Origin of the sequence: Oricola thermophila (genome assembly GCF_013358405.1) — a bacterium.
In the GTDB taxonomy this organism is placed as follows: domain Bacteria; phylum Pseudomonadota; class Alphaproteobacteria; order Rhizobiales; family Rhizobiaceae; genus Oricola; species Oricola thermophila.
This window is the reverse complement of sequence record NZ_CP054836.1, coordinates 547,364-571,413: the sequence shown is the minus strand read 5'-3', so window position 1 is coordinate 571,413 and position 24,050 is coordinate 547,364. Positions and strand designations below refer to the sequence as shown.

At 62.8% G+C, this 24,050-nt stretch carries 21 protein-coding genes; 11 read left to right on the top strand and 10 right to left on the bottom strand.

Annotated elements, in window-relative coordinates; translation table 11 throughout:
• Positions 1-84: 84 nt before the first annotated feature.
• From glpK to rirA, 4 genes are all read right to left on the bottom strand, one after another.
• The gene (gene glpK, locus HTY61_RS02610) at positions 85-1,581 is read right to left on the bottom strand and encodes a glycerol kinase GlpK (protein WP_175275332.1); all 1,497 of its coding nucleotides are present in this window, start codon (positions 1,579-1,581) and stop codon (positions 85-87) included.
• A gap of 111 nt (positions 1,582-1,692) precedes the next feature.
• Positions 1,693-3,240: a hypothetical protein gene (locus HTY61_RS02605; protein WP_175275331.1), complete on the bottom strand. Its 1,548-nt coding sequence runs from the start codon at positions 3,238-3,240 to the stop codon at positions 1,693-1,695.
• Positions 3,241-3,286: 46 nt separating this feature from the next.
• Positions 3,287-4,066 carry a DUF7507 domain-containing protein gene (locus tag HTY61_RS02600; RefSeq protein WP_175275330.1) on the bottom strand — a complete coding sequence of 260 codons (780 nt, stop codon included), beginning with the start codon at positions 4,064-4,066 and terminating at the stop codon, positions 3,287-3,289.
• Between the two features lie 374 nt (positions 4,067-4,440).
• Entirely contained in the window at positions 4,441-4,902 is a 462-nt protein-coding gene (gene rirA / locus HTY61_RS02595; RefSeq protein ID WP_175275329.1) for an iron-responsive transcriptional regulator RirA, read from the bottom strand.
• Positions 4,903-5,062: 160 nt separating this feature from the next.
• Between rirA and HTY61_RS02590 the strand changes: the two genes are divergently transcribed.
• On the top strand, positions 5,063-6,085 hold the full coding sequence (locus HTY61_RS02590) for a Fe(3+) ABC transporter substrate-binding protein (protein WP_175275328.1): 1,023 nt from the start codon (positions 5,063-5,065) through the stop codon (positions 6,083-6,085).
• Between the two features lie 48 nt (positions 6,086-6,133).
• Here the strand turns inward: HTY61_RS02590 and HTY61_RS02585 are convergent, their stop codons facing one another.
• Positions 6,134-7,801: an ABC transporter permease gene (locus tag HTY61_RS02585; protein WP_175275327.1), complete on the bottom strand. Its 1,668-nt coding sequence runs from the start codon at positions 7,799-7,801 to the stop codon at positions 6,134-6,136.
• A 205-nt stretch (positions 7,802-8,006) separates the two neighbouring features.
• On the opposite strand from HTY61_RS02585, the gene HTY61_RS02580 reads away from it, so the two are divergent.
• Complete coding sequence (locus HTY61_RS02580) at positions 8,007-9,161, top strand: aromatic ring-hydroxylating oxygenase subunit alpha (RefSeq protein ID WP_175275326.1); 1,155 nt, start codon at positions 8,007-8,009, stop codon at positions 9,159-9,161.
• A 35-nt stretch (positions 9,162-9,196) separates the two neighbouring features.
• Positions 9,197-9,394: a hypothetical protein gene (locus HTY61_RS02575; RefSeq protein ID WP_197945355.1), complete on the top strand. Its 198-nt coding sequence runs from the start codon at positions 9,197-9,199 to the stop codon at positions 9,392-9,394.
• 3 nt (positions 9,395-9,397) lie between these two features.
• Here HTY61_RS02575 and HTY61_RS02570 read toward each other — a convergent pair whose 3' ends face one another.
• The gene (locus tag HTY61_RS02570) at positions 9,398-10,105 is read right to left on the bottom strand and encodes a DUF1045 domain-containing protein (RefSeq protein ID WP_175275324.1); all 708 of its coding nucleotides are present in this window, start codon (positions 10,103-10,105) and stop codon (positions 9,398-9,400) included.
• 130 nt (positions 10,106-10,235) lie between these two features.
• On the bottom strand, positions 10,236-11,069 hold the full coding sequence (phnX, locus tag HTY61_RS02565) for a phosphonoacetaldehyde hydrolase (RefSeq protein ID WP_175275323.1): 834 nt from the start codon (positions 11,067-11,069) through the stop codon (positions 10,236-10,238).
• A 163-nt stretch (positions 11,070-11,232) separates the two neighbouring features.
• On the opposite strand from phnX, the gene HTY61_RS02560 reads away from it, so the two are divergent.
• On the top strand, positions 11,233-12,192 hold the full coding sequence (locus HTY61_RS02560) for a sugar kinase (RefSeq protein ID WP_175275322.1): 960 nt from the start codon (positions 11,233-11,235) through the stop codon (positions 12,190-12,192).
• Here HTY61_RS02560 and HTY61_RS02555 read toward each other — a convergent pair.
• The gene (locus HTY61_RS02555; protein ID WP_175275321.1) at positions 12,171-13,169 is read right to left on the bottom strand and encodes an aldose epimerase family protein; all 999 of its coding nucleotides are present in this window, start codon (positions 13,167-13,169) and stop codon (positions 12,171-12,173) included. The two genes, HTY61_RS02560 and HTY61_RS02555, sit on opposite strands and share 22 nt — an antisense overlap.
• Positions 13,170-13,381: 212 nt before the next feature.
• Between HTY61_RS02555 and HTY61_RS02550 the strand changes: the two genes are divergently transcribed.
• Genes HTY61_RS02550 through HTY61_RS02530 form a run of 5 tightly spaced genes read left to right on the top strand, consistent with a single transcriptional unit; the run spans position 13,382 to position 18,180 of the window.
• Complete coding sequence (locus HTY61_RS02550; RefSeq protein ID WP_175275320.1) at positions 13,382-13,663, top strand: acyl carrier protein; 282 nt, start codon at positions 13,382-13,384, stop codon at positions 13,661-13,663.
• A gap of 34 nt (positions 13,664-13,697) precedes the next feature.
• Positions 13,698-14,894, top strand: a complete 1,197-nt coding sequence (locus HTY61_RS02545; protein ID WP_175275319.1) for a beta-ketoacyl-ACP synthase — start codon at positions 13,698-13,700, stop codon at positions 14,892-14,894.
• Positions 14,895-14,896: 2 nt separating this feature from the next.
• Positions 14,897-16,177: a beta-ketoacyl-ACP synthase gene (locus HTY61_RS02540; RefSeq protein WP_428978273.1), complete on the top strand. Its 1,281-nt coding sequence runs from the start codon at positions 14,897-14,899 to the stop codon at positions 16,175-16,177.
• A 36-nt stretch (positions 16,178-16,213) separates the two neighbouring features.
• A complete protein-coding gene (locus tag HTY61_RS02535) occupies positions 16,214-17,242 on the top strand; it encodes a zinc-binding dehydrogenase (RefSeq protein WP_175275317.1) in 1,029 nt (342 codons plus the stop codon).
• Positions 17,243-17,253: 11 nt separating this feature from the next.
• Positions 17,254-18,180: a lipid A biosynthesis lauroyl acyltransferase gene (locus tag HTY61_RS02530; RefSeq protein ID WP_175275316.1), complete on the top strand. Its 927-nt coding sequence runs from the start codon at positions 17,254-17,256 to the stop codon at positions 18,178-18,180.
• Positions 18,181-18,246: 66 nt separating this feature from the next.
• Here HTY61_RS02530 and HTY61_RS02525 read toward each other — a convergent pair whose 3' ends face one another.
• Positions 18,247-18,678 carry a L,D-transpeptidase gene (locus HTY61_RS02525; RefSeq protein ID WP_175275315.1) on the bottom strand — a complete coding sequence of 144 codons (432 nt, stop codon included), beginning with the start codon at positions 18,676-18,678 and terminating at the stop codon, positions 18,247-18,249.
• 251 nt (positions 18,679-18,929) lie between these two features.
• On the bottom strand, positions 18,930-19,757 hold the full coding sequence (locus HTY61_RS02520) for a hypothetical protein (protein WP_175275314.1): 828 nt from the start codon (positions 19,755-19,757) through the stop codon (positions 18,930-18,932).
• Positions 19,758-19,994: 237 nt separating this feature from the next.
• Between HTY61_RS02520 and HTY61_RS02515 the strand changes: the two genes are divergently transcribed.
• Together HTY61_RS02515 and HTY61_RS02510 are read left to right on the top strand one after the other, a co-directional pair.
• A complete protein-coding gene (locus HTY61_RS02515; protein ID WP_428978272.1) occupies positions 19,995-21,254 on the top strand; it encodes an acetylornithine deacetylase/succinyl-diaminopimelate desuccinylase family protein in 1,260 nt (419 codons plus the stop codon).
• A 366-nt stretch (positions 21,255-21,620) separates the two neighbouring features.
• Entirely contained in the window at positions 21,621-23,954 is a 2,334-nt protein-coding gene (locus tag HTY61_RS02510) for a methyl-accepting chemotaxis protein (RefSeq protein ID WP_210268622.1), read from the top strand.
• The last annotated feature ends 96 nt before the right edge of the window (positions 23,955-24,050 follow it).

The window sequence follows — 24,050 nt, the reverse complement described above, 5'->3', positions numbered from 1 at the left end:
AGCCCGGGCACGGCGCGCATCACCTTGGTACAATTATTCGGCGAAAATCATAAGCGGAAGGTCGATTGTCTCCGCACATTTCCGCTAGCTCCTGCTTAGCGTCCTTTTGACCGCGTCCTTCCAGCCGGCATATTTGCGGTCCCGCTCCGCGGCATCCAGTTTCGGCTCGAAGCGTTTCTCCAGCGCCCATGTCTTCGCGAAGCCGCCGCGGTCCGGCCATACACCGGCATGCGACCCGGCAAGCCAGGCCGCACCCAGCGCCGTGGTTTCGAGCACCTGCGGCCGGTCCACCGGCGCGTCGAGAATGTCGGCCAGGCACTGCATGGTCCAGTCCGATGCCACCATGCCGCCGTCCACGCGCAGCGTCGTTCCGGCACCGGCATCCCTGCCCCAGTCCGCGTACATCGCCTCGAGCAGGTCGCGCGTCTGGTAGCAGACGGCTTCCAGCGTCGCCTTCGCGATCTCGTTCGGCCCGGTGCCGCGCGTCAGGCCGAACATCGCACCGCGCGCGTTGGCGTCCCAGTGCGGAGCGCCGAGACCGACAAATGCCGGAACGAGATAGACATCCTGCTCGGGGTCGGCCTTTTCGGCCATCGCGCCGGTTTCAGCAGCGTTCCCGATGATGCCCAGCCCGTCACGCAACCATTGCACCGAAGCGCCTGCCATGAAGATCGAGCCTTCAAGGGCATAGGTTGTTTCACCATTCAGGCGGTAGGCGATCGTCGTCAGCATCCGGTTTTTCGAGCCGACCATGTCGGACCCGGTGTTGAGCAATGCGAAGCAGCCTGTGCCATATGTCGACTTGAACATGCCCGGCTTGAAACAGGCCTGCCCGATGGTCGCCGCCTGCTGGTCGCCGGCGACGCCGCAGACGGGAATTTCCGCGCCGAGGATTTCCGCCTTCGCGGTGCCGAAATCGGCAGCGCAATCGAGCACGTCCGGCAGGATCGATGCAGGGATATTGAGGATCGCCAGCAGGTCGTCGTCCCAGCAGTTCTCTGCAATATTGTAGAGCAGCGTGCGCGATGCATTGGTCGCGTCGGTGACGTGCCGTGCACCGCCCGTAAGGCGCCAGATCAGGAAACTGTCTATGGTCCCGAAAGCGAGATCGCCCGCCTCGGCGCGCCCGCGCAATCCTTCGACATTGTCAAGCAGCCAGGCAATCTTCGTGCCCGAGAAATAAGGATCGAGAAGAAGTCCTGTTTTCGATGTAAAATCAGGCTCGTGGCCCTTATCTTTCAACTCATCGCACAATGGGGCGGTTCGCCGATCCTGCCAGACGATGGCGCGATGCACGGGCTTGCCCGTCGTCCTGTCCCACATGGCGACTGTTTCGCGCTGGTTCGTGATGCCGATAGCCGCGATGTCGGACGGCCGGACCCCGGCACGGTCGATCGCTGTGCGGCAGGTCTCGACCACGCTTTCCCAGATTTCCTCGAGGTCGTGCTCCACCCAGCCGGACTTCGGAAAATGCTGCGAGAACTCCTTCTGCCCCACTCCGGCGATTCGCTGTTCTCCATCGAATACGATGGCTCGCGACGATGTCGTGCCCTGGTCGATCGCCAGAATGTATCCGCCCACGTCCTTATCCTCCCTTCAGCTGGGTTCGGACGTCGATTTGAAGCAGAACGGAGAAGCCGCTTCAACCCGTGCCGGGCGCTTTGCAAACCGGCGTGACGAACATCCTGCTCGTCAGCCGTCGTTGAGCACGATCCTCGCATCGATATCCAGGTCATAGGCGCCGCCCGATGCGGTCCAGTAGTCCAGCACGGTTTTCCGGACGGCCGCCAAGCGACTTTCGACGCGTTCCACGGGCTCGCGATGGGCATGGTATGTCAGCCGCAGGATCGACCGTTCCTGCCCAAGAATCGAAATCAGACGGGCGATCCCGTCGATCGTCCGCTGGTCGGGCCTGCTGCTTTCGTGGAGAAATGCCGCCGCATTGAGATCGAGACGGATGACGCGCGCCGCTGCGGCACCGAAGGCAATGCGCGCGGTTTCGCCGCGCCCGATGCGAACGTGCTCCGGATTGGCGGTCGTCGCGTAATGGCCTTTCGGCAAGGTACGTTCGTCGAGCAGCAACCGCATTTCGACCGAGGCCAGCGGCGACACCGGTTCGCAAGGCGAGACGAAGCGCCCGTCCGGGCCGGTCGTCAGTGTCGGCCCGCCCTCCATAAGCACTCGAACGCCCGGAATCCCTGCCTCGCCCGCATCATGAACGCCATTCCGGTTCCTGTCATCAAACACATGAACGGCAATGCCCCGGCAATTGCTCCTCGAAACACTGCCCGTACCCACAGTTGCCCGCGCCGTCGGTGCAAGCAGCAGCCCGGTACGCGGATCGGAAATCGCGGCATCGTTGACGCGATAGCCATCCGCGACATCCCCCGACACCCTTCCGGCATACCGAATGGTCACACTGCTGGCCGAGGCAACCTGTACCGTGCCGAAATCCAGCCCCCTTCCATCTTCGGACGGAACGGGGCGCGCCTCGCCTTCGGCGCCGGCGTCCGCCACGTATTCGATCCCGTCGCCGAGTTGGGCCGACAGGCGCACCGCCAGTACGCGATCGCTGCGATTGCCGACTGTCAGCGCGTATTCGACAAGCTCTCCCGGTTGCGCCTCCAATCTGGTGGCGGCGTGTGAAAGCGAAATCAGGTGCGGATCGATGCCCTGCAATGGCGGCAACTCCACGCTGGTCTGGGATGACGCCGTCACGCTGCGGCCGCTTCCAAGACCCGACACTGCTGCGCTTGCAATGATAGGACCGGAACGGCGCAATTCGGGAAACGCGATGGGGTAATGCGCCTGGAAGTGCCAGGTTTCGTCGCGGTCGAGCACGCCCGGATTGCTGTCGTCTCCCGCGACGAGACGGGGCGGTTCGACAAGCCCCAGTGCCTCGCCGTCCTGCTCCAATGCAAGCGTCACCGCGATGCCGTCCATGCCTGTATCACCCGTGTTTTCAACCGTGATATCCAGTTGGACCGTATCGCCGACCGACTTGCCGGCCACGCCGTCGCCGTCGTCGTAGCTGCCATCGACCCGCACGGCGAGCGCCGGAGATGCGGGCTCGACCTCGATCGACAACGCGGCGCGGTTCGAGACGATGTTTTCGCCGCGATAGCGGCCTGAGGCGGCGGCGGAGGAGGTTATTTCGGCCCAAGCCGGACCTGCCGAGGCCAGCAACGCAATCGCCGACAGCAAGAACGCGACCAGCCGGCAACGATCCGGTCTGTTCACTCGATCCTGCGAACGGGCCGGCATGGCTTGCCTCCTGCCATGACCTCTACTGCGCCTCGAATTCCGCCTGGGTGACGGTGTGTCGGTAGGTGAACGTCACCGCTCCGCCGGCCCCGAGCAGGTCCCAAACGCCGTTCGGGCCGCTCTCGTCCGCGCTGACGCCAAGCGGATCGGCGACGCTCTCGGTCTCCGCAAACGGCCCCTCGTCGATGCTCGCCGCTTCCGCCGAGTTCAGCAGGACGCCTTCATGCTCGTCGGTGATCGTTATGTCGCTGATCGCGACATTGCCGGAATTCGTCACCGTGTAGGTGTAGGTGACGATATCGCCGGCCTCGAGACCGGCGCCGCGATTGCCCTCGGCCTTCGCAATCGCCGCGCCCTTCGCTATCGTCAACCGCGGATTGGCCGGAACTTGTACCCGATATTCGGCCAATTCGGCCGCGATCTCACCGACAGCCCACCTCGCAGTCGCCGAACCCCGGACCACCAGTCCATCTTCCGTACCGGCAGCGCGGTACACATCCTCGTCGCTCAGCACGTATGTGATGGCGAACTCGCCGGACGCGCCGGGTCCGATCTCTGCCAGTACTTCCGGTTCGATGATAGCGAGACTACTAACGGTGCTCCGGACTCCGCCGACCATGACAACGAAATCTGCGGGCCGCACATCGCTCAACGCGATATTCCCGGTATTGCTCACAGTGGCCGCAATCTTCACCTGGTCTCCGCCATCTGCATTTTGCGGATCCATGCCTCCGGTCACGTCGAGCGCGGCTTCCAACGCTACCGACAGCGCACCGCTTGCCGGTTCTACCGGAAGTTCCAAGAAAGCGGCCTCGGATTGGACCAGATTTTCACCATATTTGCCGCTTGCCATCGCCAAGTTGTCTATTGTCGCCAATGCCTGCCCCGCGGCTGCCAGCGAGATGACAAACGCTCCTGCAATGGCACGCACGAACATGGGGAAATACGCAGCACAAGAATCGGCTTCCAAGAATTTCCCTCTACCCGCCTGTTGCGGCTTCGGATTTTTCGAAATGCCACCCATGACGACATACCCCTGCACTACTACTCGACACCGATATCCGCTCGCAGCGAGCATACCGGCAAGATTTTGCAGGTGTCACGAAAAACCTCGCTCCGACGGGATCGCCGGTTCGGGGTTTCGGTAGTCAGGCTGGCAGGGAGCGTCAGTAACCGTTAGACGGCGACGGCGGCCGTCCCGTCAGAATCGAGGCCGAGAAGCACGCCAATGTCGCCATGCGGACGCGCCAGATCGGCAATCGTATATTTGGCCATCACAGCGAAGAACGCATTGAGCGCCTCGCGCAACGCAGCCGACAACCTGCACATGTCGACCAACGGGCAGCCGGAGACATCCTCGTTGAAGCACTCCGCCATGGAGAAGTTGTCCTCGGTTAGACGGATAACGTCAAGCAGCGTTATCTCCCCGGCAGGACGGGCAAGCCGGATGCCACCGTTGCGACCGCGCACGGTCTCAAGCAGCCCCCCCTCGGTCAAAGGCTGCAGAATCTTGAACAGGAAGGGCTCGGAGACTGTGTAGGCCTTGGCAATATCCGCAACCCGACTGAGTTCGCCGCCATTCGCGGCGCAGTACATCAGGATGCGAAAAGCGTAGTTGGTCTGCTTGGTCAGGCGCATGGCGAATCGTCTCCTAAGGGCACCTATATAGCGCCTTGTTTGGAATCATTCCAGATAACCGAACCCGATTTGTCAACTTTCTTCTTGACAGGAAACGGCGAATGCCACAAGCAAACATGACAATGACTGTCATAATAAACTATCCCAACGGGAGCGTCTCATGAAACCGCGCTTGTCAATTTTCGCCCTCCTTCTCGCCACATCTGCTGCCTTTGCCGGGTCTGCGATTGCAGCGGAGGAGGTCAATCTCTACTCGTCGCGACACTACGACACCGACGAGAAACTCTATTCCGATTTTGAGGAACTGACAGGCATTCGCATCAACCGCATCGAAGGCAATGCGGACGAGTTGATCGAGCGCCTCAAGGCAGAGGGTCGCAACAGCCCAGCCGACGTGCTGCTGACCGTCGATGCCGGGCGCATTTGGCGCGCTGCCGACGCCGATCTGCTTACCCCCGTCGAAAGCGAAATCCTGGAAGAACGCATTCCGGCGGAGCTGCAGCATCCGGACAATCTCTGGTTCGGCTTCTCGACTCGCGCCCGGCTCATCTTCTATGCGAAGGACCGCGTGAACGAGCCGCCTCAAACTTACGCAGAACTCGCTGACCCGAAATACAAGGGGAAGATTTGCATCCGCTCCGGTTCAAATATCTACAACCTCTCCTTGTTGGCCTCACGTATTGCTGAATATGGGCCGGAAGCGGCCGAAGAGTGGGCGGCAGGTCTGAAGGCCAATCTCGCCCGCGAACCGCAGGGCGGTGACACAGACCAATTGCGAGGCCTTGTTTCCGGCGAGTGCGACATTGCGGTCGCCAATTCCTATTACTTCGCACGGGCGCTGCGCACCGAGGTCGAAGGTCTTTCCGATCATGCCGATGGCATTGGCTGGATTTTCCCCGATCAGGACGGCAACGGCACCCACGTCAACGTTTCTGCGGCGGGCGTCCTGGCCAATGCACCCAACCGCGAGAATGCCATCAAGTTTCTGGAATATCTTGCCTCGGATTCGGCGCAGGAATATTTCGCTTCCGGAAATGACGAATACCCGGTCGTCGAAGATGTCGGCCTGTCTGCTTCGGTCACGAAGCTCGGTGAATTCAAACGCGACGACCTGAACCTGTCCGCACTCGGCGAATTCCAGGCCGAAGCTCAGGCGATCTTCAACGCGGTCGGTTTCAAGTAGGGCCACGCTCAGAGGCTGAAGGAGAAGCCCGGCTCACGCCGGGCTTTTTCATGCCTCGATCGGCAGCGGAATTTGCGGTTGAAGCGGCTCCCGCATCTGCTGTGTCCGCGCGATCGTCCTGCAAAGCAATATCACCGGCAAGAGTCCGAAAGCGACGATGACAAGCGATGGCACCGCGGCTTGGGCCAGCCGCTCGTCCGATGCCAGGCGATGCGCCTGCACGGCCAGCGTGTCGAAGTTGAACGGTCGCAGTATCAGCGTTGCCGGCAACTCCTTCATCGTGTCGACAAAGACAATTAGCACGGCTGTCAGGAGGCTGGCGCGCATGAGCGGGAGGTGCACCCTCACAAGCATCACAAGCGTCGTGGCGCCCAGCGTTCGCGCCACCGCATCGACATTCGGCCTGATCTGGCTCATGCCCGTGTCGAAGGAGGACAGGGCCGCGGCCATGAAGCGGACGATATAGGTCATGACAAGAAGCGCGATCGAGCCGGTGAAGACGAGGCCGGTCGAGATGTCGAAATGCTCACGCATGAACGCGTCCACCGCATTGTCCAGGCGGGCGAACGGCACCAGCAACCCGACGGCGATGACCGAGCCGGGAAGCGCATAGCCGATGCCCGACAGCGTCTTGGTGATCGTCGCCGCCTTGCCCGGAGCCAGCCGCACCCGGTAGCCGACGATCACCGCGCCGACCACGGTCAGCACCGCCGCAATGGCCGCCAGGGTGAGCGAGTTCTGCACGAAACCGATATAGCGGGGCGCAAACGGGTTCTGGCCCGACGAAATCGCCATTTCCAGGAGCACGACGATCGGGATGACGAATCCGGCCAGCACGGGAACGAGACAGGCGAAAATGGCCGCGATCGCCCGCCAGCCGGAAAGACGGTGCACGGTCATGGCCTCTATCCGGTTGCCGGCCTGGTGATGTTTCGCCCCGCCGCGCTGCCGGGCCTCCAGCACGACGAGAAAGAGTGCCGTCAGCATCAGGCAGAACGCAAGCTGGGAAGCGGCCGCCCGGTCGCCCATCGAGAACCATGCCTGGTAGATACCGGTGGCGAAGGTCTGCACGCCGAAATGCGCCACCGTCCCGTAATCGGCAATGGTTTCCATGAGCGCCAGGATCGTGCCCCCGGCGATTGCCGGCCGCGCCACCGGAAGGCTCACGCGGAAGAAGGCGCTCCAAGGCCCGTGGCCCATCGTGCGCGCCGCGAAGTAGGCCGTCGGCGACTGGCGCAGAAAGGCGGCACGGACAAGAAGGTAGACGTAGGGGTAAAGCACGAAAATCAGCATCAGGGCGGCGCCCGGAAGCGAGCGGATCTCGGGAAACCAGTAGTCGCGCGGTCCCCAGCCGGTCACAGCCCGCAGGGCCGTCTGCACCGCCCCGGGATGATCGAGCAGATCGGTATAGGCATAGGCGAGCACATAGGCGGGAAAGGCGAGCGGCAGCGCCAGCACGATCTCCAGCACCCGGCTGCCGGGAAAGCGGCACATCGTCACGAGCCAGGCCGCCCCCGTTCCGATTGCCGCGGTGCCGATGGCAACCATCAGGGAAAGCTGTATTGTGTTCCATATATAGCGCGGCAGGACCGTGTCCCACAGCGCGGACCATGTCTCGAATGTGCCCCCTACAGCAGCCACACCTACGGCGGTGATCGGGATGATGCACAACCCGGCTCCGACCCAGGCAAGCGATTTCAGCGGAAAATGGAACACGGTTGGCGCCTTCGCGCATTCAAGACGGACTTGCGCGGTTCGGAGTATGGCAAACGGGTTTCTGCGTCAATTGCGCACCGCCCGACTATGACGCGCTTCGATGTCGCGTTTGGACATGCCGATTTCTCAATTCGGCATGGGCAAAGCCGGCCTGCTTCAACAAGATCGCTTTTCACGCGAACGCGGCTAGCAGGGGGAGACCGGCATGGATCAGCGCCCGGTGGATGACGATCTGTCATGCGTCCTTGAACCGCTGGAGGCAGCGCGCGGGCTTTCGAACCGGCATTATGTCGATCCGGACTGGTATGAAACCGAAAAGCAAAGCCTCTTCTTCGACAACTGGACCGGGATCGGCTTTGCCAGGGATGTGCCGGAGAACAGCGACGCCAAGCCGATAGACTTCCTCGGGCAGCCGCTTGTGATTATCCGCGGACGCGATGGCGAGATTCGCGTCTTCCAGAACATCTGCCGCCATCGCGGCATGATCCTTGTCAGGGAACCGGGCCGCATTCGCGGCGCCATACGCTGTCCCTATCATTCCTGGTGCTACGATCTCGACGGCACGCTGAAGGCAACACCGCACGTCGGCGGGCCCGGCCGCAACATCCACGATGCGATCCGCCGCGACGAACTTGGCCTGTTCGAGGTCCGCTCGCATGTCTGGCGCGACGTCGTGTTCGTCAACATCTCCGGCGAGGCCCCGCCCTTCGAGGAAGCGCATGCCAAGGCCATCGGTCGCTGGCAGGAGTTCGAGACGCCGCTTTTCCATTCCGGTGCCGACTCGTGCTTCACGCTGGAAGCGGCAACGAACTGGAAGCTCGCGGTCGAGAACTATTGCGAGAGCTATCACCTTCCCTGGGTTCATCCGGGCCTGAACAGCTATTCGCGCCTCGAGGACCACTACCATATCGAGGAGCCGGGCTTCTTTTCCGGGCAGGGAACGAGGGTCTATCGCAGGCTTCAGGGAGATTGCGGCGAAACCTTTCCGGACGCTCCGGGTCTGGACGACAGATGGGAAACGGCAGCGGAATACATCGCGCTCTATCCGAACGTCCTGCTCGGCGTTCATCGTGACCACTCATTCGCGATCGTGCTGCAGCCGGACGGCCCGGACACCACCGTCGAGCATGTCGGGATATACTACCATGCGCAGAGCGCGATGACGCCGGATTACGCGGCCCTGCGCGAGCGGAACACGAAGCTCTGGAAGACGGTATTCGAGGAGGACATCTTCGTTGTCGAGGGCATGCAACGAGGCAGGCATGCGGTGCATTTCGACGGCGGTCGATTCTCGCCTGCGATGGACGGCCCGACGCACCTGTTTCACCAATGGGTCGCCACCCGGCTCGCACACCGATGAACGCGAAACATTCGCCGAATGCAGCGGAACAGGCGGTGAGCGCGGCACATGCCGCGAATGATCGCGCCGAACTGGCCCGTCTTTACGGGGAGGCTGCAGACCGGTTTGCCGCGGAGGGTGACGTCGACAGGGCCTGCTTCTTCTACACCCACGCATTCGTACATGCGCTCGAAGATGGCGCTCCCAGCGCCATTCACTATGAGCGCATACTCAGGAAATACGGTCGACAGTAGCGGTCAGGCCGATCGCCGCCGCTTGCCGGATGCGATCGGGAAAAGCGAGTGCACCTCGAACGGTGCGCCCGGCTCACGCTCCACGAACACCGCCAGGTGGTCGACCGCCAGCGGCCCTTCCAGCACAGCATTGAAGTGGCGTTCAAGCGCCGACCGGATTCGCGGCCGGTCCGCCGGGTCCACATGGCCGGTCAGGGTCATGTGAAAGCGGAAATCATCGAATACGTAGGGATACCCCCAGTTCTGCAGGTTTCGAAGCTGAGACCGCGTTAGCATCTCCGGATTGCGCCGTTGAAACTCCGCTTCAGTAAGCGGCGCGCGCATCTTGTCGAAGAACGCGACAACACGGGCGGCAAAATCGTTCAGCGCGGTGTTGGGTTGCTCCGGAACCACCGCGAAGAATCCCCCCAGCCTGGATATCGTCGCACGTGGCACGATTACCGGGTCGCTTTCCCGGCTGAAGCGTTCGGCCATCGAGAGAAGCTCGTCCTCGCTCACGCCATCCGCGAGCCTGAACGGCGCCTTCAGCGTGGCGTGAAAGCCGTAGCGCCGAGGCACGGCGGTGAAATAGGCAATCTCGCCGAGCGCCAGCCCCGTCCCTTCGACATGTGGCAGGCTGAGACCGGAAAAGGCGTCGCGGCCAAGCCAGGTCGAGGCGGCCCGGGCAAGTTCATGATCGCGCGGCGGCGTGAAATAGATGGCGTAGCGCATGATGACGAATCACGGTTCTCGACAGGTTTGCCCCTGCTACGCCCTGCTTGTGACAACCATGCGAAAAAGGAAAGCGGATTCTATCGGCACGACCATGCCGCCATACCGGAAGTTGCCGGAAATCCGTTGCTCAGGCGGCGTACGCTGCGTACTCCGTGACTGCCGGCCGGTCGCCTTCGACAAGTCGGTCTTCGATATCCTCGATGATTGCCGGGAGCTCCGCGACGGATCCGATCACGTAGTCCGCTCCGGCATCCGTCAGCCGCTTGGCTGCCGCATTCACCAGTTCCAGCCTTTCCCCCGCCGGCAGCACCCTGAACGCATTTTCATCGAGTCCGAGTTCGTTCCCCGTCTCGCTGATGCCGACGGTCCAGCAGCCGGCAGCCTTCCCTTCCATCAATCCGGGCACGGTATCGTCGACCTTGACAACCGTTGATGCAGGATAGACGCCGAGCGTTACCATGGCATGATACATGGCCAAGGGCGACGGTCGCGCTTCGGGAACGTCGTCGGCGCAGACCAGTACATCGGTTTCAAGGCCCTGGGCGCGTGCGGCGGCAATAGCGTGCTCCATGATGTCGCGCGAATAGCCGGTCGTGGAACCGATCAGCACACCCCGCGCACGCAAAAAGCCGAACGTCATGAGAACTCCGTCGATCAGCTTCCCGCGCTCGCTGGCCATGCGGCGATTGACCTCTCGGTAGGTCGCATGGATGCGTTCCGCATCGCTCTCGCCGAAAATCGTTCCGGCGTGAGCGTCTTCCCAGGCGCGCGCAACGCTCTCCCTCGTTGCGAGACTGCGTATGTGATCGGGCCTGGCCAGCCCCATGTGGGCGCGCACGTCCCTGGCAGTCACGGGAACGCCCTCCTCGGCAAAGACCTGTTGCATCGAGAGAACCGGCGCAAGCGCACCGAAATCCACCAGCGTTCCAGCCCAACCGAATATGACCGCCCTCACCTGCATGCCCGACCGACCGTACCCTTCTCCCGAACAGCCTATTGTACCGCGACAGATGACAGTCATACGACAGTTGAAATCCCGACGCGGAAAACCGATAAATGCCCGCCTCCAAAACGTCGGTTGTCCCGGACAGGGTCGGCCACCTACCCGCAGCCTCGGAGCAGACATGACGCGAATCGCATCCATCGGTGAATGCATGATCGAACTTTCCGGACGCGATGGCGCGACCTGGAAACAGGGATTTGCGGGCGACACCCTCAATACCCTTTGGTATCTGCGCGCCCTGTTGCCGGAAGACATTGCGACCGACTATGTGACCGCGTTCGGAGACGACCCGTTCTCGCAGGAACAGATCGCGTTTCTGAGCGGCAACGGAATCGGCATCTCGCACAGCCCCGTCATCCCCGGCAAGGCGCCGGGCCTGTATGCGGTTTCGCTCGACGACAAGGGCGAACGTTCCTTCACCTATTGGCGCAGCGATGCCGCCGCGCGCCGCCTCGCCGACGACCGGGATGCGCTGGCGGCCAGCCTGTCCGATGCCGGCCTCGTATACTTCTCCGGCATTACCCTCGCCATTCTCGACGAAGATGCGCGATCCGCCATGCTGGCGATCGTGGAAAAGGCCCGCGAAGCGGACACGGCAATCGCATTCGACCCGAATTACCGGCCCCGCCTCTGGCCCAATCGCGACGCCGCCCGGGCGGCTGTGAACGCCGGCTACCGCGCTGCGACGATCGTCCTGCCCACGTTCGACGACGAGCAGGCGCTGTTCGACGACGAGAGCCCCGCCGATACCGTGGAACGGATCCGCCAGCATGGCCCGGGAGAAATCGTGGTGAAGTCCGGCGGCAAGGATGCCCTCGTGGCCGTCGGCATGGCGGCCCATCCGGTCGCACCGCCCCAGCCGGTTGAACCGCTGGACACCACCGGCGCCGGCGACAGCTTCAACGGTGCCTACCTGGCTGCCCGTCTTTCCGGGCGCACGCCGCAGGAGGCCGCCCTTTTCGCCCATTCCGTTGCCGGTCGCGTTATCCGCCACCACGGCGCGCTGGTCCCGATGGAAGGATTCTCCGATCTGCGTTTTCCGGGCGACATCCTGTCCGGTCAGGCCTTCGAAAAGATGTAGATCGTGCGCTGCGCCTGTACCTCGCCCGGATTGAGGGTCGCACTCGGATAGTCGGGACGGTTGGGAGCGTCCGGCCAGGCCTGCGCTTCAAGGCACAGTCCGGCGTGATGACCGTAGCGTCGTCCGCCCAGTCCGGGCACCGTCATGGCCATGCCCGGCGCAGTGAACAATTGCAGGCCGGGCTCGGTGGTAAGCACCTTCATCAACACCGAAGTGCGCGGCGACCACAGCTGCGCGACCTCGCGTACCCGCCCGTTGCCGCCGAGGCAGAAATTGTGGTCGTAGGCCGCCGCCGGATCGGATGCGGTGATCGGTTTCATCTCCCTGAAATCGAATTTTGTCCCGGCAACGGGCTGCGGCGGACCGACCGGGATCAACGTGTTGTCCACCGGCAAATAGCTGTCCGCCGCAATCATGAGCTCGTGCCCGGTGACCGGACCGGCTCCGCCGTTCTCCAGGTTGAAATAGCTGTGATGCGCCATGGAACAAACGGTCGGGGCATCGGCTTCCGCGGTAAGGATGACACGCAGCTCCCCCCGGTCCGCCACCTCGTACCGGCAGCGCGCGATGAGGTGGCCGGGGAACCCCATGTCGCCGTCCGCGCTTTCGATCCGCATGACGACGTGGCTCTCCCCGGCATCCTCGATGGTCCACAGCCGCTCCGAAAAGCCTTTCCGGCCGCCATGAAGGCAATGCCCGTGATCGTTCTTGTCGACGTGGTAGCCGACCCCGTTCAGGACGAAATGCCCGCCCGCGATGCGATTGGCGAAACGTCCCACGGTCGCGCCGAAATAGGGCGAATGGAACTCGTAATCCCTCAGTCTCTCGAACCCGAGAACCAGCGGCGCGTCATGCCCCTCCAGCCTCAGGTCCTGTATCGCGGCGCCGCGCGTTATGATTTTCGCGGTCAGCCCGCCCCCCGATATCGTCACCCGCTCGACCGTTTCGCCGGATGCCAGTTCTCCCCATTCTTCCATGCGTGGCTCCTGTCCTGCGTCCTTGCCGAGTGTCTCGCGGCATTCCCTGCCGTGCATCCCCGCTTTTCACACGCAACGGTTGCGCAGACGGGAAAGACAACGGCCTTTCCCTTGGCGTACAAACACGCTAGAGAGCGCGCAAGACACTGAATGTTTGATTTGATGCATCATCGGTCCGCCTGGTGATGCACGAGCATACGAAGGACTGAAGCGTGGCAACCACATTCGAAAAAGTCGCCGACATCATCGCGGAAACGAGCGAAATCGAGCGCGAGTCGATCACCCCGGAAAGCCACACGATCGACGATCTCGGCATCGACAGCCTCGATTTTCTCGACATCGTTTTCGCGATCGACAAGGAATTCGGCATCAAGATCCCGCTCGAGCAGTGGACGCAGGACGTCAACGACGGCAAGGTGGCAACCGAGGAATACTTCGTGCTGAAGAACCTCTGCGCCAAGATCGACGGTCTCGTCGCGGCGAAGCAGGGCTGAACGCCCGGCCCCAATACGGAAAAGCACTGCCTAGATGCCCAATCCAAACGACGTCGTCATAACGGGAATCGGCATTCTGTCCTCGCTCGGCGAAGGCGCGGAAGAGAACTGGTCCGCCCTGCTCGGATTTGAAGCCCCGGTGCTCGACAGCGAACGTTTCGCTCCCTACACCATTCACCCGCTGGCCGACGTCGACTGGTCGCAGCAGATTGCGCGTCGCGGCGATCAGCGCCAGATGGAAGCCTGGCAGCGCATCGGCACCTATACCGCCGGCCTCGCGCTCGAGGATGCCGGCATAAAGGGCGACGAAGCCCTGTGCGCCTCGATGGACATGATCGTCGCCGCCTCGGGCGGCGAGCGGGACGTCGACGTTGACACGATGATCCTGTCGCGGGTCGCCGAGGGCGCGGTCGATCCGGGGATTGCGATCAACGAGGTGCTGACGACGGAACTTCGCCCGACTCTTTTCCTGGCCCAGCTTTCCAACCTGCTGGCGGGAAACATCTCCATTGTCCACAAGGTGACCGGATCGTCACGCACCTTCATGGGCGAGGAAGGTTCGGGCATCTCCGCGGTCCAGACGGCGGCGGCCCGCATCCGCTCCGGCCAGAGCACCCATGCGCTGGTGGGTGGCGCCTACAATACCGAGCATCCGGACATGCTGCTGGGCTACGAGCTTGGCCATCACCTGTCGCGCGGAGGCTGGGCGCCGGTGTGGGATCGCGAGACACTGGAAGGCGGAGGCATCGTCAGCGGCTCCGGCGGCGCATTCCTCGTGCTGGAAAGCCGGGAACATGCCGAAGGACGCGGCGCGACCATCCATGCCGAACTCGGCCCGGTCGTTGCAGACCAGGGGCCCGTCGCCGCGGAACAGACCCGGAAGCGGCTTGAGAGGCTCGCCGGCGAAGCAGGCCTCGCGGATGTCGGCATGGTCGTTTCCTCCGCTTCCGGCGGTCACGCGCGGACGGCCGACGAGAAGGCGTTCCTCCAGGCGGGTGTCCCGGGCGTCCCGGTGCGCGGCATCACCAGCGCCTTCGGCCACATGCGCGACGCGCAGTTCCCGCTCGCGGTGGCCGTCGCCGCGCTGTCGCTCGGCCGCGGCGAGGCGCTGCCTCCGCTCGGCTCCCCGTTCGAGGCCGTGTCCGACATGCCCTCCTCGATCGGCGTGCTTACCGTTGGCTTCAATGCCGGCGAAGGCATGGCCGTCATATCGAGACCGGAAGGAGCATGACCATGAGCTATCTCGATCATGCCGGAAGGCCGGTTATAGCCATCACCGGCGCGGGCGTCGTTTCCCCGCTGGGCGCCGGCAAGGACGAAAACTGGGAAAAGCTGACGGCGGGCCGTTCCGGCATTCACCGGATCACGCGCTTTCCGACCGAGCACCTTCGCACCACCATCGCCGGCACCGTGGACTTCATGACGCCGGTCGAGGCCGGGTCCGCTGCCCTGACCTACGCGCTGGCGGAGGCTGCCGCGCTGGAGGCGATCGGCGAGGCCGGCTTGCCCGGGAACGACTTCGGCGGCCCGCTTTTCCTTGCCGCTCCGCCTGTGGAACTCGAATGGTGGCAGCGCCTGGAACTCGACGCGGCCGCACGTGCAAGCGACGACGGAAAGGCGGGGTACGACCGCCTGCTTCGTGCCGCGCGAAGCCGGGACAATCCCGATTTCTTCCGTGCGACACAATTCGGCACCGTCGGCCAGAAGCTCCAGGAGCGGATCGGCACGCGCGGGCTGCCCGTCACGCTGTCGACCGCCTGCGCTTCCGGCGCCACCGCGATCCAGCTCGGCGTCGAGGCCATCCGCCGCGGCGAGGCTGACCGGGTGATCTCGGTGGGCACCGACGGTTCGGTCACCGCCGAGGCGCTGGTCCGCTTCTCGCTGCTGTCGGCCCTGTCGACCCAGAACGACGAACCGGAGAAGGCGTCGAAGCCCTTCTCGAAGGACCGTGACGGCTTCGTCATGGCCGAGGGCGCGGGCGCCCTGGTGCTGGAATCGCTGGAAAGCGCGAAGGCGCGCGGCGCCACCATTCTCGGCATTCTCGAGGGTTGCGGCGAACGCGCGGACGACTTCCACCGCACCCGTTCCAAGCCGGACGGATCGCCGGCCATCGCCGCCGTACGCGCCGCGCTCGACGATGCAGGGCTGTCGACGGAAGACATCGACTATGTCAACGCCCACGGCACCTCGACGCCGGAGAACGACAAGATGGAATACCTGTCGTTGTCCACCGTATTCGGCGAGCGAATGGCCTCCGTTCCCATCTCTTCCAACAAGTCGATGATCGGCCACACGCTGACTGCGGCAGGGGCCATCGAGGCAGTGTTCTCGCTCCTTTCTATCCGCGAAGGCACCCTGCCCCCGACCATAAACCACGTCAATCCGGATCCCGCGATCGAACTCGATGTCGTGCCCAACGTGGCCCGCAATGCCGATGTAAGGCGCGTGCTGTCCAACTCCTTCGGTTTCGGCGGCCAGAACACCTGCCTTGTCATCGCGGCGGAACCCGCTTAAGGCCACCTACCAACCGGATTTCGAGAAGGAAGAGCCATGCGCGCGCTGCAGCTCGTGGAAGACCGCAAACTCGTTGAGGTGGATCTGCCTGCCCCTCCTCCTCCAGGCCATGGCGAGGTAACAGTGCGCATCGCCAAGGTCGCGCTCAATCACATCGACGTGTGGGGCTGGCGCGGCATGGCCTTCGCGAAGCGCAAGATGCCGCTCGTCATCGGCGCTGAAGCCGCCGGCCATGTCGAGGCTGTGGGCCCCGGCGTTGCCGGCATCAATCCCGGCCAGCTCGTCTCCATATTCGGCGCGCAGACATGTGGCCTTTGCGGCCCCTGCTCCGAGGGCCGAGACAATCTGTGCGAGAACGTCGCAGGCGTGCACGGGTTTCACCTCGACGGCTTCGCCCAGGAGCTGATCAACCTGCCGGCGCGCAACCTCATACCGGCCCCTCCGGGCGTCGACGCCACCGGCGCCGCGCTCGCCCCGATCACCTTCGGCACCGTCGAGCACATGCTTTTCGACAATGCCGCGCTCCAGCCCGGCGAGACGGTACTCGTTCACGCGGGCGGATCGGGAATCGGCTCAGCAGCCATCCAGTTGGCCAAGAAGATGGGCTGCACGGTCATCACCACGGTCGGCTCGGATGCCAAGATCGAACCCGCGAAGGCACTGGGCGCCGATCATGTAATAAATTACCGTGAGGACCGCTTCGAGGGAGTGGTCCGCAAGCTTACGAAGAAGAAGGGCGTTGACGTCGTTTTCGAGCATGTCGGTGCCGACACCTGGGCAGGATCGATGCTGTCTCTGAAGCGCGGCGGCCGCCTCGTCACCTGCGGCTCGACATCGGGCGTTTCCACCAACATGAACCTGATGATGCTGTTCCAGCAACAGTTCCGCATCATTGGCTCCTTCGGTTGCCGGATGGAGAACATGGCCGATGCGATGCAGAAAATGGCACGTGGCCTCGTCCGCCCGGTGGTCGACACCGAGGTCGATTTCGACGGTATCGACAAGGCACTGGAGCGCATGGAAACCCGCGACGTGTTCGGCAAGATCATCCTCAACGTAGGTTGACGGAACGCGTCATGCCCCAGCCGATACTGCGCCTGCTTAAGCACACGTCCCGGCTGCGCCTGTGGCTGGTCGCGCAGCTGACGTTCTCCCTGCTCGCACTGGCTCGACTCCTGCCTGCACGCACCGCCATCGAACTCGCCGCCGCGCTCGGACAAGCGCTTGGCCCGTTTTCCTCGCGCCACCGGATCGCACTCGACAATCTGCGCGCCGCCTTTCCCGAAAAGAACGAGGAGGAACGCCAGCAGATCGCGCGGCAAATGTGGCGCAACATGTTCCGCCTCGGTGCCGAGTATGTCTACCTCGAGCAACTGTTCGATTTCGACCCCGACGCCGACGAGCCGGGCTTGATCGAGGTGAAGGGCGAGGACATCTTCCGCCGCCTGCAGGCCGAAAACGCGTCCTGCATATTCTTCACTGCCCATACCGGAAATTTCGAGTTGCTGCCGGTCTGCGCCGCAACATTCGGCCTGAACGTGACCGCCCTCTTCCGTCCACCCAACAACCCATACATCGCCAAGCGCCTTCTTTCCGCGCGCCGCACGGCCATGGGGCACCTGGTACCCTCCAAGGCCGGAGCAGCCTGGGGCCTCGCCAAGGCGCTTGAAGACGGAGGGTCGGTCGGCGTGCTGGTCGACCAGAAGTTTCATCGCGGCATGCTCGGCACCTTCTTCGGACGGCCGGTGAAGACCAATCCGCTGCTGCCGAAGCTCGCGCGACAGTTCGAACGACCGGTTCACCCCGCACGTTGCGTCCGGCTTCCCGGCGGCCGGTTCCGTCTCGAACTGGAAGAGGCTATCGAACTGCCCCGCACCGATGACGGCGAGATAGATATCGCCGCCTCCGCGCAAATGCTCAACGACATCGTGGAGCGCTGGGTACGCGAATACCCCGACCAATGGATGTGGTTCCACCGCCGCTGGGATATCGGCAAACCGTAACGTGCCCGCCGGCACCAGACGGACACCGGACGCGACGCAAGTCTGCCGCGCCCGGAATTCCGGGTATCAGTTGGTGATCACCACCTTCATGTTCCGCGGACCGATCTTCCGCGTCAGGTTGTAGAGCTTGCGCGCGTTTTCCGTACGCAGGCGAATGCACCCATGCGAGGCAGGCCTGCCAAGCTTGCTCACCGAGTTCGTGCCATGGATGGCGTAGCCACCATAGAAGAAGATCGAATACGGCATCGGCGACATGTCATACTTTCGCGAGTGCCACATCTCGTGCATTCGCGTCGGTTTCCACTGGCCCGTTGGCGTGCGGTATCCCGGGCGCGCCGTCGAAACCTTCCAGTTGTACAGCACCCTGCCGTCCTTCTTGACGGTCATGGTCTGGCTCGAAATGTCCACATGGGCGACCAGCCGGTTAGCCAGGCTTGTCGTCGCCCCGGAAACGAATACCGTCGCCGCGAGAACGATTGTTGCAAACACGCGTTTCATTCCGGCTACTCCTCTGCTTCGAGACCGTCCGTCGTTCATGATGACGGCATCTCGCCTTGCCCCTGGGACAAGATTGTCACACCGAACGTAACGAGTTGTTACCACGCGTGATGTGAGGCATCGCACACCGACAACCCGGCGCACGGCAAACCGGCGGCTACCGCCAAGATGACGAGTTTCGCGAATGAAAAGGCCGCGGGCCAAGCCCCGCGGCCATCCGATCAATCCAATGCCGGAACCGGCCGTTGTGATCAGTACATGAAGTTGTTCATCCGCGGCGTATCCATGGTGGCGCCATGGCGGTCTTCCTCGAGGAGCGTCCGCGAGCCGAAACTCAAACGCAGACCCACAGCATATTTGTGTGTATCGAGTTCGATACCGAGATCATCCGTCATGTGATCGAATTGATAACGCCCGAACAGCGAGACCGGCGTGTTTTCGAACCTGTATGCAACCTCGGCTCCGTACGTCACCGTATTCAGCCGACCGAACGAATTGCCCATGTCCCGGTAGCCGACCTCTCCCTCGAAACGCAGGTTATCGGTTGCGAAATAGCGTGCCATTCCGCGCACGCCCCAGAAATCCATATCGAGGGCCGTAGCGCCGAACGACTGTCGACCTGTATAGGCTTGACCATAGAGCGTGACCCTGTCGAGATAGGCCTGCCCCTCCAGGCCGAAACTATACCTCGGGTTATCATCGAACGGCCCGACCTCGTCGAAACGTTCGATCCTTGCAAACCCGCCGGCGGCGAAAGTCGACGGATCCCGCCAGTAGACATGCACTGCGGCCCCGTAATTCTTGATGGCCGACATGGCGGGAGGGCTTACGGCATCCACAAACAGATCGCCCTGCGCATTCCATCTCTGATGGAAATTGCAATTCGCGCGTATATCGCCGCCATGGGACTTGGCCTCGGCGCGACCGATACCATCGTCCACGGCCAGTTCGCCGTAATACGCTTCAACATGGCCGGAACATGTAATGGCGGACGAATTATCAATATTCGCAACTTGATCAGTTGCATATGCCGGAACGGCGGAAGCAGCTATTATCGCAACGACAAGGTGGGCTTTCAAGATCGACCTCCTCGGTAGGCAGGGAAGACTTCCACTGCCAAGTAAACAACCAACGATGTCCTTGATGCCCCGCGCCCATATAGCACTGCACCTACCGCGGATAAACCCGGGGTTGCATTCGCAGTGTGATGTTCTTCACATTGATGCGGATTTGCAACACTGGGTTGAGTAAGCCCGTGACGACGGACACATCTTGCGGCAGGGAGCGTTTTGGTCCTCAATGACCGGATGGACCGGATGCTGGAATCGATTGCCGCTCGCAGGAGAGACCTTGCCGAACTGACGCGCGACCTCGTCCGGTTCCCCACGGTCAATCCACCCGGAGACGCCTACGGTCCCTGCGCGGCATTCATCGGCGAACGGTTGAAGAAGTCCGGTTTTGCGGTCGAGTATGTCCGCGGCGAAGGTGAGCCGGGCGATACCGACCGCTATCCGCGCATCAATGTCGTCGCACGTCGGGAAGGCACCTCCCCCGGTTCCTGCGTGCATTTCAACTCGCATATTGACGTCGTTGAGCCCGGAGAAGGCTGGACCATGGACCCGTTCGAGGGAGTGATTCGCGACGGACGGGTCTACGGTCGCGGCGCCTGCGACATGAAGGGCGGCCTCGCCGCGTCCATCATCGCGGTCGAGACCTTCATCGAAGCATATCCGGACCATCCCGGCGCGATCGAGATTTCCGGCACGGTAGACGAGGAATCAGGAGGTTTCGGAGGCGTCGCCTACCTAGCGGCAAAAGGATACTTCTCGCACCCCCGCGTCGATCACGTCATCATTCCCGAACCACTCAACAAGGATCGCGTCTGCCTCGGCCATCGCGGCGTCTGGTGGGCGGAAATCGAGACCAAGGGCGAGATCGCCCATGGCTCGATGCCGTTCCTCGGCGATTGCGCGATACGCCACATGGGCGCCCTTCTCGCGGCTTTCGAGGAGAAGCTGTTCCCGGCCCTCGACCGCAGGCAGACCCGCATGCCTGTCGTTCCGGAAGGAGCGCGCCGTTCCACCATGAACATCAATTCCGTACGCGGCGGCCAGGCAGACGACTTTACCGGCCTGCCCTCGCCCAACGTGCCGGACTCCTGCAAGCTCACGATCGACCGCCGGTTCCTGCTCGAGGAGGCAATAGCCGACGTCAAGGGCGAGGTTGTCGGGATCCTCGACGACCTGAAGGCGCAGCGGCCGAATTTCGACTACGAGATACGTGACATCATGGAGGTGATGCCGCTGATGACCGAAAAGGACGCGCCGGTTGCGAGCGCCGTCGCCCATGGCATTCGGCAGATTTTCGATCGTGAGCCTGACTACGTCATCTCGCCCGGCACCTATGACCAGAAGCACATAGCGCGCCTTGGTCATCTATACGACTGCGTCGCCTACGGCCCCGGCGTTCTGGATCTTGCCCACCGCCCCGACGAATGGGTCGGCATCGAGGACATGGTCCAGTCGGCGCAGGTGATGGCATTGGCGCTGGAAAAGTTGCTGTATGCCGGCTCCTGAGCCCCTGAAATTCACGCATTCTTGAGAATTCTCTCCCAAGGTAGGACCAGCGTCAGCTCGCCGGCCGATCCTTGAGGCCAGCGTCGCAGTCACCATGACGGTGACAGAACGGGCCCCGGCACGGGCCGCCGACACGATGTCCCCCCTTCTGAATGTCTCCATGCGAGTTCCGCAATGCCTTTCCGGAAACTGATTGCCCGTCTCTCCATACAGTCAAAGGTCCTTGTGTTCATTGTCCCGCTGATCGGCGGAATTATCAGTCTGGCCCTGATAAACCAGTATTCGGGCGCGATGCTCAGCCGGGGGTTGGGGGGAACCAGCGCAAGCATCGTATCGCTCTCCGGATTCAAGAGCGCCTATTCTGAAATGAACGCTTTTCTCGCGACGGCGACCGAAGAACGTCGCGACGTTGTCATGAAACGTCTCGAGAACCAGATCGCGCGCCTGACCGACAGCATGCGGTTCGCCAGCACCGATGCCGAGCGGACCGCGCTGGAAGCGGCCCGCAAGACGGTGACGGAGTTGCAGGCGCAGACCTCGGAACTTTGGAACATCCACGAAACGGAACGCCAGCTCAGCGAGTCGATCGAGAATGACGTGGCGCAGATGATCGGAGCCCGCCTCCTTCTCGTGAGCAACACGGTCCGCGTTCAGCGCGAGACCAAGAAGATCGAAAAGCAGGCCAGAACGCTTTTGCTCACCGCCAACGATCTGTTCGAGGGCGCTGAGCTGATCACCGGATATGCCAGCGAACTGAACATGGTGGATGGTCCGCGGGCGATGCTGGACCTCGTCGGGCAACGCAGCGGCGACTATGAAAAGGCCCTGGAAAGCCTTCAGTCCGCCATACCGGAAGACAGGCAGGCGCTGAAGGAAACGATAACCGAAAATCTTGCAGCGATCATCGAGCTGGGCAAGAGCCGCGTGGCCAACGATGCGGTCGTCGTGCAGATCCAGCGCCACGCGAATGACTTGCAGCATGGCGGGACACAACTTCGCGGCATTGCGTTGGAATTCGCGCGCAAGGCGACAGCCCGCTTCGCCGAGTTCGAAAATTCGGTCAAGTTCGCGGAACTTGTCGCAAAGAGCGCGCAGAGCATCTTCGACAACATCAATGCCGTGCAGGTCACCGCGATGAGACTGCTTGGCGACAAGACCCCGGAGGCCAGGGACGAGCTGGTCATCAAGCTCAATCTCCTCGACAGCTCCCTCGGCCGATATGTCAGTTCCGTGGGAGATGGCGTCGGCACGCTTGCGCCAATCGAGAAAATTCGTCCGCTGCTTTCCGCGCTGCACGAGAATACCGGTGGCCTCGTGAACGCATTCAAGGCGCGCCAGGCCGCATTCGCCGATGCCGCCGCCAGAATCGACCAGGCCTGGGCAAATATCGTCTCCTTCGCCGGGAGCCAGAGCAGCGGAGCAGCTGAGGTGCAGAATGAAGCTCGCGCCCTTTCGATTGTCAGCGCCGTCTTCTTCACGCTGTTCGGCGCCCTCGCATCCCTGCTCCTGATCGCGGCCCTGAAGGGTCCCATTCGCCGCCTGACAATTGCCATGAGCGACGTTGCTTCCGGAAACCTTTCGACAGATGTCGAAGGCGAGGACCGCGGCGACGAGATCGGAGAGATGGCACGCGCGCTCGCCGTGTTCCGGAACAATGCGATCGACAAGATCCGTGTCGAGCAGGAGAGCGAACGGGCCCGCGAGGCAGCGGCCATGGAGCGGGAGAAGGCCGACCGCCAGAAGGCGATTGCTCAAAGCGAGCTGGAAGCCGCGGTCGAGGCGATCGGTTCCAGCCTCGACAGGCTCGCCGGCGGCGATCTCACTGCGACGATAGACACGCCGCTTGCCGGCGAGCTCGATCGGCTCCGGCTGAACCTGAACGCTTCCATGGAGCGCATGCGCGAAACGCTGATTCACATTCGCGACAATGCCCGGTCTATAGACCACCGGAGCACGCAGCTGCATTCCGCCGCCGACAGGCTCTCGCGACGCACGGAAAGCCAGGCGGCGGCGATCGAGGAGGCAGCGTCCGCGATCGGGCAGATTTCGGCGACCGTGACCGCCAGTTCCGAACGCATGACGACAACCGACCAGCTTGCCGGCGAGGCCCGCCGTGACAGTGCGGACGCCAGCGCCACCGCTTCGGATGCCGCAGCCGCCATGAACCGCATAGAGCAGCAGGCAACCCAGATAGGCCAGATCATCGGCGTGATCGACGAGATCGCCTTTCAGACCAACCTGCTTGCCCTGAATGCGGGCGTCGAAGCGGCGCGCGCGGGCGAGGCGGGCCACGGGTTCGCGGTGGTTGCACAGGAGGTTCGCGAACTCGCGACCCGGTCGGCCGACGCCGCAAAGGAGATCAAGGAGCTGATCGGACGATCCGGCGAGGAAGTCCGCGCCGGTGTCGGTCTGGTTTCGAAAACGGTTGAGACGATCGCCCGGGTAACGGAGCGCATCGACGAGATCGCCGACCAGATGGAGGCGCTTGCAATCGCCGGAACCGAGCAGGCGGACGGCTTGCGAGAGATCAGCACGACCGTGAGCCATCTGGATCGCGACACCCAGCAGAATGCGGCCATGGCGGACGAGACCAACTCCGCGACGGACGAACTCCTGAACGATGCCCGTGCCCTTTCCGAACGCATTGCTGCCTTCCGCCTCGAAGCGGAAGCCGGGGACACGATCCGCGACGTCGCCTGAAACGATGTCCTTCACGCCCCGCCGTGCCGGCGGCGGGAGCCGGCGCGATTGCGGTGTGAATGCGGTTCGGTGCTGACAAGCCCGGCGGTTACTGCT